This window comes from Hominiventricola filiformis, from assembly GCF_020686965.1.
Taxonomy (GTDB): domain Bacteria; phylum Bacillota; class Clostridia; order Lachnospirales; family Lachnospiraceae; genus Hominiventricola; species Hominiventricola filiformis.
Genome location: NZ_JAJEPS010000003.1, coordinates 232847 through 245255 on the forward strand (window position 1 = coordinate 232847; position 12409 = coordinate 245255).

The 12409-nt window shown below is 47.4% G+C and carries 10 protein-coding genes and 1 riboswitch; all 10 genes read right to left on the minus strand.

Annotated features, from left to right (window positions below; all coding sequences use genetic code 11):
- Nucleotides 1-14 precede the first annotated feature (14 nt).
- Nucleotides 15-1361, minus strand: a complete 1347-nt coding sequence (locus tag LKD36_RS05395; protein ID WP_308458986.1) for an MATE family efflux transporter — start codon at nt 1359-1361, stop codon at nt 15-17.
- 2 nt (nt 1362-1363) lie between these two features.
- Nucleotides 1364-2542, minus strand: coding sequence for a hypothetical protein (locus LKD36_RS05400; protein WP_308458987.1), 1179 nt, complete (start codon nt 2540-2542; stop codon nt 1364-1366).
- Entirely contained in the window at nt 2543-3514 is a 972-nt protein-coding gene (locus LKD36_RS05405) for an ABC transporter ATP-binding protein (protein WP_308458988.1), read from the minus strand. It lies immediately after the preceding gene.
- Nucleotides 3507-4289 (minus strand): ABC transporter ATP-binding protein, encoded by a 783-nt coding sequence (locus tag LKD36_RS05410; RefSeq protein WP_308458989.1) that lies wholly within the window; start codon nt 4287-4289, stop codon nt 3507-3509. The genes LKD36_RS05405 and LKD36_RS05410 overlap by 8 nt, the downstream gene beginning before the upstream one ends.
- 12 nt (nt 4290-4301) lie before the next feature.
- Complete coding sequence (gene nikC, locus LKD36_RS05415; protein WP_308458990.1) at nt 4302-5132, minus strand: nickel transporter permease; 831 nt, start codon at nt 5130-5132, stop codon at nt 4302-4304.
- 4 nt (nt 5133-5136) lie between these two features.
- Nucleotides 5137-6075, minus strand: a complete 939-nt coding sequence (nikB, locus tag LKD36_RS05420; protein ID WP_118769202.1) for a nickel ABC transporter permease — start codon at nt 6073-6075, stop codon at nt 5137-5139.
- A 90-nt stretch (nt 6076-6165) separates the two neighbouring features.
- Complete coding sequence (locus LKD36_RS05425) at nt 6166-7755, minus strand: ABC transporter substrate-binding protein (RefSeq protein WP_118769201.1); 1590 nt, start codon at nt 7753-7755, stop codon at nt 6166-6168.
- A 186-nt stretch (nt 7756-7941) separates the two neighbouring features.
- Nucleotides 7942-8126: riboswitch (cobalamin riboswitch) on the minus strand.
- Between the two features lie 248 nt (nt 8127-8374).
- Nucleotides 8375-9289, minus strand: coding sequence for a LysR family transcriptional regulator (locus LKD36_RS05430; protein ID WP_308458991.1), 915 nt, complete (start codon nt 9287-9289; stop codon nt 8375-8377).
- A complete protein-coding gene (locus tag LKD36_RS05435; RefSeq protein WP_308458992.1) occupies nt 9286-10077 on the minus strand; it encodes a class I SAM-dependent methyltransferase in 792 nt (263 codons plus the stop codon). Before LKD36_RS05435 ends, LKD36_RS05430 begins: the two co-directional genes overlap by 4 nt.
- A gap of 173 nt (nt 10078-10250) precedes the next feature.
- On the minus strand, nt 10251-12409 hold a 2159-nt coding region (locus LKD36_RS05440), incomplete at its 5' end, for a hypothetical protein (protein ID WP_308458993.1).

The window sequence follows — 12409 nt, forward strand, 5'->3', positions numbered from 1 at the left end:
TTTCAGCAATTCTGCTATTTATAAATATGTGCTACATCAAAGCGCCAGAGTGCTAGGAAAGAAACTCCTGCCGCAATCCATGACGCAATATAAATCACAACAATACACTCCATGGTTCCATATATCGGAAGTACCGCCAGAATACCGATCACACGAAGCAGGCAGATAGCCAGCAGCGTAGTAATCATGGGCCGCACGGTATCTCCTGTACCACAGCAGGCACCGGAAAGAGCTTCCGCAATGGCATAGAAGAAAAAGAACGGCGCCATCATTCGGCTGTAAGTTCCAACCAGAACCCCAAGGGAAGCTGCATCCTGCGAAGAAACAAAGAGCGGTGTCAACATCTGTGCAAAGAAGAACAATCCGACACTGATCAGCGCCACTGCGCCAACCGACATGGAGGTTCCCACAGTAACTCCCTTGCGGATTCGCTCTGGATTCTTCGCACCCAGGTTCTGTGCCACAAAGGTGGTCAGCGCCGGTCCCATAGAATCAGACATAAGCCAGATCAGCATATTCAGTTTATCACAAATTCCCCAGGCTGCAATCTGATCCGTACCCATGGTGTTGACACCGGCCTGTACAATGCTGTTGGCAATGGGGAACAACATGGCCTGGAGTGCCAGCGGAAATCCCAGCCTGATCATCTGGCTCATATGCTCTGCACAGAAATGGGGCCACCAGAGCGGCCTCTCATCCTTGCTAATTTTCAACGTCTTGCGGAGCATAGCGAAGGTAAGTACCACACTGACAATCTGTGAAAATACCGTTGCCAGAGCCGCGCCAGCGACTCCCAGATGCAGCACGCCTACCAGTACAAGGTCACCCACAATATTAATAACTGCACAACAAATCAATACATACAGCGGCCGTTTGGAATCTCCATATGCACGCAGGATGCCTGCCGCCATATTGTAAAGCACCATGGACCAGATACCGCCAAAATAAATACAGGTATAGATCAATGCGCTGCCATAGACTTCCTCCGGCACGGACATGATATGTAACATCCACGGTGTCAGAAGGACACCTCCAATGGAGCAAACCACGCCCAGAATTACTGCCACCGTACAAGCTGTACGGATGGAGCAATGCATCTGCCGCTCATCTCCGGACCCGCAATGTCCGGAAATGAGAATCGTCGCGCCTGAAGCCAGACCATTCATGAAATTCAATGGAAACTTAAACAGCGTATGCACGGAATCGATGGCTGCCAGTCCCAGTTTTCCGGTAAACTGACCTACCACGACCGCATCAATCGTGACATAAAGCTGCTGAATCAGACTGCCCACAATAATCGGCAGTACAAACAGCAAAATTCCTCTTCCAACGCTGCCCTTCGTGAGTGTGTGTTCCTTCATCTTTATTTCCTTCTCTGTACTGCGGAATCAAAGTCCCACGCACCTGCAAGTTCCTTCAGATCGTCTAAGGTTGCATTCGGATTATGTGCTTTGCACACTTCCAGAAGATCCTCATAACTGTAGGCATTCAAAGTAATGCCGGAAGACAGCTCATATTTTTCACGGAAATCCTGATAGTCAGTGGAAGTCCAGAATCCCTGCTGAATGGCAAACGCCTTTCCGTCTTCGCGGAAATCTTCACTGTAGCCGGTCACTGCATTATACATCGCTGCAAATGCCGGTCCGATAATAGACTCATATTTACCGCACAGATATTTCAGATTGCCGTTCTCAAACAGCTCTCCGTTGCTTTCTGTGTAGCAGTCAATGGTACCAAGACTGGCATTACCCAGAGAATCCGCAATCGGACGAATCGGAATGACAGACATAACTACGTCTGCCGGATCTTTTTCATACTCTGCAACCGCCTGCTGTCCAATACTTTCCACTCCAATATATCCCGGAAATACGGTAACCTTCAGTTTCCCTGCCTGCACCTGGAGCGTCTCCTCGGCAGCTGCGATCTCGGCACTGCTCTGTTCAAACTGTACACCGTAAACCTCCTGCAGGGCATCCAGCATTCCCTCTGCACGCTGCTCATGCATGACATTGGTACCTGCTCCACCGCTTAACAGGAAATAACTGTCGGAAATCTGTTCTTTTGCAAAATAACTTCCCATATCGAAGCCTGCCTGATACTCCATCTCACTTCCCGGTCCAAAATAGCCAAGGAAATAAGGATTATCTGCAACTTTGTCAAAATCTTCCGGTGCTGTGGTACTGGACGGACGAATGAAATAAACTCCATTCTCTGCACAGAGAGAAACTTCTTTCTCCAGATCAAAACTGTTAAAAGCAAGAACTCCTTCCACACCTTCTGCGATCGCATTATTCAGGAACTCCATCTCTTTCTCTTCTGTAGTTACCTCGGAAGAATAGAGGAAATCCACATCAGAAAAGTTCCCTGCAATGTAGCTTTCCAGATATTCCCGGAATGCCTGTACCTGTTCATCCTTCAGATCATAGACGAGAACGCCGATCTTGTGGATGTGCTCCTGCTCCTGATTTTTTCCGCAGGAAATCATCGCTGCCACAAAAGCCAGTGTCAGCAATAATGCGATAAATTTTTTTGCTTTTTCCAATTATTTATCCTCCTTGTCAAACAGATGACAGGCCACTTCGTGATCTGCCCCGACCTGATGGAGTTTTGGTTTTTCTGCCGCACAACGGTCCACTGCCTTCGGGCAGCGTCCCCGGAACGGACAGCCGGCAGGTACGTCCAATGGGCTTGGTGCCTCTCCTTTGATCTCTTCGATCGGTTTGGAGAAATCCATACCAATATCAAAAATAGAGCCAATCAGTGCCCTCGTATAGGGATGAACTGCATGCTCTGCCAGATCCTCCGCCGGCAGTACCTCCACTACATTTCCAAGATACATAACCGCTACTTCATGAGAGCAGGACTGGATCAGAGAAATATCATGACAGATAAAACCAATGGTAATGTTCTTTTCTTTCTGAAGCTTTACAATCAGTTCAATGATCGTCTGCTGTACGGATACGTCCAGTGCAGAAGTTGCCTCATCAAGGATCAGGATCTCCGGTTCCAGAGCAAGAGCGCGGGCAATGGCTACACGCTGACGCTGACCACCGGACATGTTATGGGGATAACGGTCTGCAAACTCTCCCGGAAGCTCCACCATCTCCAAAAGCCGACGGCAGGCTGCATCCATCTCGCTCTTCTTGATACGGTTAAAGTTCAGAAGAGGCTCGCATACGATATCACGGATCTTCATTTTCGGGTTGAAAGAAGAGGTCGGATCCTGGAACACCATCTGAATATGCTGACGGTTCTGACGCAGCTCCTCACCTTTCAGTTTTGTAATATCTTTTCCACGATACAGGATCTCTCCCTCGGAAGGAGTATCCAAAGACACCAGGAAACGCATGAATGTAGATTTACCACAGCCGGATTCACCTACCAGTCCCAATGTCTTTCCTTTATAGAATTTCAGGTTAATATCATTGTTGGCAACCAAAGTACGTCCGCCTGACGCCGGAAAACGTCTTGTAACATGCTTTGCCTCCAATATAACTTCATCATGTTCAAACATAAGATTCCCCTCCCATCGAAGGTACTGCGCTTAACAGCCTGCGGGTGTATGCATTTTCCGAATGATGCAGGATATGGTCTCGGTCTCCCTGATCTTCTATATGACCATCTTTCATGACCACAACATAGTCGGACATATAGGCTGCCACACCCAGATTATGGGTAACAACAATAATACCAGTGCCATAATCTTCTCTTAATTCCATCATCTGGCGAACAATCTGTGCCTGAGTAGTTACATCCAGTGCACTCGTCGGCTCATCTGCCAGCAGAAGCTTCGGCTGATAAGTCATACCCATGGCAATACCGACACGCTGACGCATACCGCCGGATAATTGGAACGGATAAGAATGCATGATATTATCCGGGCTCGGAAGGCGCATTTTTCCAAGCATCTCTTCCCCTTTTGCCCATGCATCCTTTTTGGAAATCTTTTCATGGGTCTGCAGATACTCTGTAAATACAGATCCAATCTTCCTGGTCGGGTTCATCATGGCACCGCTGTCCTGGAAAATCATGGAAATCTCGCTGCCGCGCAGTTTTCTCCACTGCTCCGGTGTATTTTTAAGAAGGGAAGTACCATGAAAAAGAATATCTCCCTTGGTTACTTTACCGCCGCCTGCAAGCAGTCCTAAGACCGCACGAATCACGGTAGTCTTACCGCTTCCGCTCTCTCCTACCAGACTGACGATCTGACCCGGAGCCATGTCGAGACTGAAATCTACAACGGTAGGAACATCTTTATACGCAATCGTAATATTATCAATTTTCAGCATATTCCTACCTCCTTACTCTGCTCTCGGATCCAGGATATCCCGAATGGAATCTCCCAACATGTTAAATACAACAACGACAAAGAAAATTGCAAGACCCGGATATAGCATCATCCAGGGTGCGGACTGCATACAGGCACGACCTTCATTCAGCATATAGCCCCATTCCGGTGTCGGCGGCTTTGCACCAAATCCCAGGAAGGACAGGGCTGCGATCTCCAGCATCATACCGCCTACATCCGTAGCTGCTGTGATAATCAGCGTCGGCAGTGCATTGGGCAGCATATAACGAAGCAGCATATAGGGTGTTTTAGAACCAGTTACAATGGCTGCGGATACATAGTCACGGTCACGGATTTTCATAACCAGGCTTCGTGCCAGACGGGCATATTTGGTCCAGTTGACAGCTACGATTGCGATGATGGCATTACGGATACTTGCACCCATGATACCTGCCACAGCCAGTGCCAGAACCAGGCCTGGGAAAGCCAGCATCATATCTGCAATACGCATGAGAACCGCATCAACGGCTCCGCCGAAATAACCGGCAATGACACCTACTACACTTCCCACCAGAAAAATAAGAACAACCACACCAAAGGTAGAAGTGAGGGATGCACGGGCTCCGTAAATCACACGGGCATAAATATCACGTCCCATTTTATCAGTACCGAAAATATGAGCTTTGCTCGGTGCCTCCAGGGCCTCTGTCAGGGAACCTTTCAGCGGGTCAACACCTCCGGTAAGTACCGGTGCAAAAACTGCTGCCAGAATAATCAAAATGGCAAGAATTCCAAAAAAGGTAAACTGCTTATGTTCTTTCACAAATTTTAACGTCTTCTTCATCTTCTTACCTCTTCAAGCGCATCCGGGGATCAATATAGACATAGGATGCATCCACAATCAGGTTAATGACCATATAAATCAGCGCCATCCAGAGTACATACCCCTGAATCAGGTTGTAGTCGCTGGAAGTAATCGCAGTAACGGCCAGGTTACCAAGTCCAGGATAAGAGAAGATCACCTCTACAACACTGGTACCACCAAGAAGGCTTCCGACGGAAAGTCCCAGCATGGTAATCAGCGGAAGCAATGCATTCGGAAATACATTTTTCCAAATAATCGTGGAACGTTTCACACCTCTGGCTTCTGCTCCGATCACATAATCCTGACTTAATTCCTCCAGAACTGCAGTCCGGACCTGTCTGGTATATTTAGATGCCATTGCAATGGCCAGCGTCAGTGCCGGCAGAAACAGACTCTTGAAGTCACCGCCGGAAGCGATAACCGGGAAAACCTGAATCTGTACACACAGCAGCATCATCAGGAGAAGTCCTACCCAGAAGTTCGGCATCGCACATCCAATGAAGGTTACCGCACGGCAGATATAGTCGATGATACCGTCTTTATGTAATGCGGAAGCAACACCCAGCGGCACTGCTATGATCAACATCAGAATCAGTGACATGAGGGTCAGCTTCAGGGTCGGCAATACACGGGCTGCCAGAAGCTCCACTACCGGTTTGTTGAGGCTGTAGGATTTTCCAAAATCACCATGCAGGCAGTTAAACAGCCAGCGGAAATACTGGGTGAAAAACGGGTCGTTCAGTCCCATCTCATCCCTGGTCTGCTGTACCAGTTCTTCCGTCGGCATCACGCCGGTAGCGGAGAACATGTTGCGGACCGGATCTCCAGGAGACAGGTAGGTCAGTAAAAACGTTACGAAACTGATACCAATCAATACAATTGCAATCTGTAAGATTCGGCGAAGAATCTGTTTCTTATTCAAGACAATGGCTCCTTTCTAAAAGTGAACAAAACAGGAACCCCCACCCTGGCCGCCGCAAGGGGCACGGATGGGGGTAATGAATACTTAATCTTACTCAGCCGGGGTAATCTCGGTGGTCAGCCAGTAGTAGTCTGCCGTATGGATATGCGCATTTCCTACATTCTTAGAGTAAATCATAGAAGAGTTGTAGTATCCGTCGATCAGAACAGCGGCATCATCTACCAGAATCTGCTGCATCTGGAAGATCAGATCTGCACGTTTCTCTTCATCCATCTCGCTCTTCAGCTGCTCGAACAGTGCATCATATTCCGGATTGGAATATCCGCAGTAAGTAGTATCGGTTGCCCAGTTTGCCATGTAAGCATAGGGATCTCCGGTACCTACGGTGATCCAGTTATTGTTATTGAAGTCATAATCTCCAGCAGCAAGTTTGCTCCACTGGTCATCAGAGCTGCCGTAGTCTGCGGTGCATCCGATACCGATCTCTGCCAGATACTGAATATGTGCGTTGGAGAAATCGTTCAGCAGACGGTTCTCATAGGAAACGTAGTGCAGATTGATATTCTGTCCATCCAGCTCACGGATTCCATCGCCGTCAGTATCTACGATTCCTGCATCATCAAGGAGCTTCTTAGCGCCTTCCGGATCATAGGTATAGGGGTTGGTCAGTTTGTCATAACCATAGCTTAAAGTAGACGGCAGTACGGAGAATCCCGGAGTATACAGACCTCCGATAGTCTTGGAGTTGCAGATGGTATCATAGTCAATGCCCATCAGGATTGCCTGACGCAGAGTCTTGTTGCCAAGAATGCCATCAAAGTTCATCCAGCTGAAACCACAGCGAACACCAGAAGCAATATCTACCGTGAAATCAGGATTATCTTTGAAATCCTGGATATCAGATACATTGGTAATATTCTCTACCAGATCAACCTGTCCACTCTGCAGCGCCATGGTCTTAGCAGAAGCATCCCCCATGTACATCAGTTTTACTTCGTCATAGGGAACTTCCTCACGGTAGTTCGGATTCGCTGCCAGATCATAACCTACACCTACACCATTGAAAGTCTCAACCATGTACGGACCGGTTCCGATCGTGCCATTGTCAAAGTTCTCGGTATCTGCCACATCAACAATTGCCATAGTCGGATGTGCCAGCTGTCCCGGAAGGTTGGCATAAGGCTGAGTCGTCTGGATGGTCAGGGTATTTGCTGCATCATCTGCAGTAATGGTTGCCTCGAACTCCAGATATTTCTGCGGTTTTGCAGATCCACTCGGTCCCATCTCTTTCAGATATTCAAAGCACTCTTTTACTTTAGTCGGAGTCAGATCACAGCCGTCAGAGAATTTGATGCCGTCTTTCAGGGTGATGACCCACTCGGTATGCTCATCATTTACAGTGTAGCTGTCTGCGAGCCACGGCTCTACTTCCATGCTGTCGTTGAACTTGAACAGTCCCTCGGTGATACCGTAACGCATGGCATTCCATCCACCGTTCTCATCGGTAACGGTATTGACAATACCATCGGTATACATCTGGCATCCGAAAGTAAGTACTTTCTTATCTCCATCATTCGCAGCAGAAGTGCTTCCGCTGTTATCGGATGCTCCACCGCCGCAGCCAGTCAGCAGCAAAGCTGCTGCCAGAGTTAAACTGATACATTTCTTCGTGTTTTTCATATTCTCTATCCTTTCTCATTTCATTCATTTGCCAGCGCTGTCTGCACTATCAATTCGTCTCCCACTTAAAAATTACGCATAAAAAAAGCCGGATCTACATCCGACTTTCCTCTCACCTTTTTACACACTATCCCCTTAAAACATAGATTTTTCTAGGTAAGAATTATCTCGTCTTCCGCAAGAACTCTTTCTGACAAAAAACAAGCAGGTCTCCTGACTTTAGCATCCACACCCAAAGCACCTTCCCAGGAATCATCTCCCCAGTGGCATCTGCTCCAGGCTTAACTATTACAGTGACGGGATCGTTCCGGACTTTCACCGGATTCCCTTTTCATCGAATCTATCTTCGAACTTATTTTTTGCGGCTTAATTGCCGACCATATGAACATGTAGATTTATACTTACACTTTCTTCACATTTTGTCAACGAAGTTTGTATTCTTTTTCGTTATATCTTATCAAGGTCATTCTGCAATTCCGCTTCGATTTCATCTGATTTCCGCTCTTTTTCCTCTTCTTTTTTCCTTTCAAAAAACTTAAAAATAAAAAATATCTCCATTTCTTCGCAAGAACATGGAGATATTCCATTTTAGAATATATTTTATCTTATCTGTTATATATTATTCTTGTAATCTGCTTCGTACAAACTCCAGATAATGTTCTGCCCATCCATCCAGCGTCTCTCCCTGACGGCTGACGCAGCCAAACAGAATCGGTTCTTCTTCTCCGTAAAGTGAGTATCCGGGATATCCCCGTGATTCTTTTTCGCGGCTCAAATAACCACCGCTCACATTGCCAAGGTCTGTCTTTCCAAGCAGTTCATTCATAACATAGTCACTGTTAGTAATAACTGAGATCTTCATACGGTCTGTCGGTGAGATCCGGTCTGTCTCCTCCGTCATCCTGCGCCCCAGTGTATACTCATCTTCATAACACTGCACCAGGCGTACCTCATCCAGTGCAATTTCCCCAATACCGGATTTTCCAGCCAACGGATGATCTTTTCCAAAATAAAGATATGCTTTCGTCCGTTTCAGTTCCTGAAAAATGAGTCCGGCACATTCCAGTCGGTACTGAAAGGATGGCATCTGCTCATCTAATACATAGACAAATCCAATATCGTCTTTCCCTGCCTGGCACCGTTCCAGTATTTCTTCCGTTCCCGCCGTCATTACATGATAGCAGACATCCTCCTGCCGGTGCTCCTGATAAAAAGCAGCAAAACAGGAAGCCATCCAGGAACTGGGATTCCAGGATGCCAGCAGTTCTTCCCCCTTGTCCATTCGGGAAAATGATTTTAACTGTTCTATATTTTCTACGGCCCTGCTTGCATATTCATAGACACGCTGTCCTCTGGCCGTAAGCGTAATCCCTCTGCTCTGACGGACAAATACCGAAAATCCCAGCTCATCTTCCAGCATGCGGATCACTTTGCTCACATTGGGCTGCGTCGTATACAGTGCTTCTGCTGCCTTACTGAATGATCGAAGCTGGGCACAGACCACCAGGTACTGCAGCTGCTTGGTTTCTATCATGAAGTATATCCTTCCTTATTAGGACAGACAGCTTTTGTTCCGCCCATTTTTACAGCACTGACGAGGAACATCGGTGTAGACCCATAGTTTGCTTTTTCCGTTGAGTCCCAGACTCTCTCCCAGACCTTTTCATCCGCTTCCACTTCATTTCCAAGGCGGTCTCGTAACACCTGTACATCCCACGCCGGACGCATAATTCTACTCATGGGAATCTGTCTTGCAATATCCTCCATGGCGTCAATATCCGTGCAGGTATAATGGTCATCCAGATGAAGATTCTCTACCCGTTTCCGGTCCTCTTCGTATTCTTTTCTCTTCTCCTCATCGAAGAGATGATGATACCAGTTGGCATCAAAATTCAGAAGGCGGCCGCCTTTTTTCAGCACGCGCATCCATTCTGCATAAGCTTTTCCCGGCTCTTCCAGATTCCAGGTCAGATTTCTGGAAATGACTACGTCAAAGTATCCATCCGGAAAATCCAGTTTCTGTGCATCCATTCTCTGAAAATGGATACTGGAGGCAAGTGCCCCCGCATTTTTCTTTGCCTCCTCCAGCATAGCTTCTGTATAATCTACTGCCGTCACATCATATCCTGCTTTGGTGAGCAGAATGGCAAAAAATCCAGGACCAGTTCCAACATCCAGAATCTTCAGCGCCCCTTCCGGCAGATGACGACGGATCTCGTCAAGCCATACCCGGTCCTGCCCGGTTGCCAGCTCATGCTGGTTCACCTGGGAATAGCCTTCCGCTCTTCCTGTCCAGTACTGTTCAATCTGTGATAATATCATCCCCATATCCTCCTGTGGGTCTCTTCAAAATACAGCCGGATTTTCATCTGCTTTCCGACCACTCATGATATCAGATTAGCACATGGTTAAATTCTTCACAAGCCGGGTGGGGGGTTATTTTTTGAAACAAAAACAGCAGCAGAGGCTTCTCTGCTGCTGCAATTATTTACTGCTTATTCTTCTGGTTTTACCGTCTCATCATCTGTTTCTTTGGTCACTGCCGCCTCCGCTGCTGCTTTTGCTGCATTTCTTCGTTTTTGTCTTCTGATATGAAGTCCTACGACAACCAGAATTGCCAGTGCAAGCACTGCTGCTGAGATCAGGGTCTCCACCCAGATATCCATGCGGTTCAGTACTACGATATATCCGGCAGAACTGATCTGCGTATCGGATGAGAGATAACTTCCAATGGTGTCTGCTTTCTGTGCTTCTCCCACGGTCTGATATTCTGCATCCATGGTCATCAGACTGTCTGCCAGACGGGTATCGTTCAGTACCCGCACAATTGCGTTTGTCCTAAGCGGCTGTGCCTGGGATACTTCATAATAGTATACCTTCTTCAGATAATATTTATAGAACGGACTGTCATTATCCATATTGGCTTTTACCTGTGCCAGTTCTTCATCCGTTGCTTCTCTCACGGAAATCTTCGTATCCGGATAGAATTCACCGCCCATAAGTACCGGAGACTTCTCTTCTTCTGCATCAGCTGTCAATGCCGGCATATAGGCACGATATACCGCATGAACCGTTACATTTCTGTGAATGGGACTCACATCTTTTTCTTCCCAGTACACATATCCGTCTTTCGATTTCGGGAGGTCAGGATAGTTTTCCTCCGGAAGTTCATCTCCATAAGCAAATGTATTCTGCCAGACTACCTGCTCTCCGTTCATGAAACGAACGGTAAACTGAGTGAAATTAAGAGGCATATTTCCAAGCTGAATCAGAGAATCATAGTCCATGCTCTCTGCCTCACTGCTTCTGGTCACGCCATCCACAGCACCATAACCGTTATCTACAAAATAATTATCCTTTACAACTCCGTCCGCTTTTCCTACGACTGCACCGCTGGATTTTACATAGCTGTCCATGTCAAGATAAGAGCATACATAGTTGCCGCTGACATCTTCGCCTCTTCCGGCCACACCGCCTACATAACCATCTCCGCTGACTCCACTTAATACATAACTGTCACGAATGGTATTGTCGCATCTTCCGGCAATTCCTCCGGCATATTTTCCACCATCAGTCAGAATATCCCCGTAGTTTTCCGCTGCCACGATAATTCCATAGTCTGCTTTTCCCACAATACCGCCGGCATAATCACCTTTTACCGTAATGTCCGCTGTATTGGAGCTGGAAAAAATGGCTGCCAGCACATGACGGGTAATACTGTCACTGTCATCCTCGTCATCATCCTCGTCATCGTTCTTATCCTGGAAGAACCAGGCAGATGCTTTCTGCGGATTTGTCTTCACAATGGCTCCCGCAATACCGCCTCCCTGGGTATCTGCATACACCTCTCCAGAGTTAGTACTGGAAATGATCTTTCCATCCCCTGATGTGGCATCCGTCAGTTCAGATACATCGACATAAATAGATTTATCATCAATCCGGTTCTTCAGTTCATCCAGTGCATCAGAAACGGTTCCTCGAATCACATCAAACTGATCTTTCACCCGGTCAAGGGAATCTCTGACTCCATCGAAATCGGTATGAAGGGTATCGGATGTATTGTCCAGTGTATCAGAAATAGTATTTCCCTTCTGGCGCAGATCATCCTTCATGGTATCCATTTCATCATCAAAGTCATCCAGAATGTCATCCAGTTCATCTGTCATCTTATCCATGCTTCCGGTGATGGATTTAATATCTGACATCAGCTGATTGGTCTGCCCCGGCATTTCGCCCAACAGACCTGCAATGGTGCTCATCTGGGTACGTACATCCTTGCTGAGTGCCTGCAGCTGCTGTAATGCTGCTGTCAGTTCTGACGGAACCTGCACATCCGGAATATTCACATCCGGCAGCTGGGTTCCATCCGGCAGAGTAGTGGAAGTGACTACCCGATAAGTAACCGGTATCATTCTTCCGGTGCTTGCCTGATCATTGCCGTCACCTGAAGCACTGCTGTCGTCGGAGGAGCTGCTGTCTGAACTGCTGTTTGCCGCAGGTACCTCACCGCTGTCGTCAGACGCTGTATTGCTGTCTTCTGTGGCCGTGCTGCTGTCTCCAGACGCTGTATTGCTGTCTTCTGTGACCGTGCTGCTGTCTCCAGATGCTGTATTGCTGTCTTCTGTGACCGTGCTGCTGTCTCCAGATGCTGTAT

Bases quoted from the DNA above. Each gene is read 5' to 3' on its own strand.
- LKD36_RS05395 (WP_308458986.1), bottom strand. From the start codon at position 1,361: ATGAAGGAACACACACTCACGAAGGGCAGCGTTGGAAGAGGAATTTTG.
- LKD36_RS05405 (WP_308458988.1), bottom strand. From the start codon at position 3,514: ATGTTTGAACATGATGAAGTTATATTGGAGGCAAAGCATGTTACAAGA.
- LKD36_RS05410 (WP_308458989.1), bottom strand. From the start codon at position 4,289: ATGCTGAAAATTGATAATATTACGATTGCGTATAAAGATGTTCCTACC.
- nikC (WP_308458990.1), bottom strand. From the start codon at position 5,132: ATGAAGAAGACGTTAAAATTTGTGAAAGAACATAAGCAGTTTACCTTT.
- LKD36_RS05425 (WP_118769201.1), bottom strand. From the start codon at position 7,755: ATGAAAAACACGAAGAAATGTATCAGTTTAACTCTGGCAGCAGCTTTG.
- LKD36_RS05430 (WP_308458991.1), bottom strand. From the start codon at position 9,289: ATGATAGAAACCAAGCAGCTGCAGTACCTGGTGGTCTGTGCCCAGCTT.
- LKD36_RS05435 (WP_308458992.1), bottom strand. From the start codon at position 10,077: ATGATATTATCACAGATTGAACAGTACTGGACAGGAAGAGCGGAAGGC.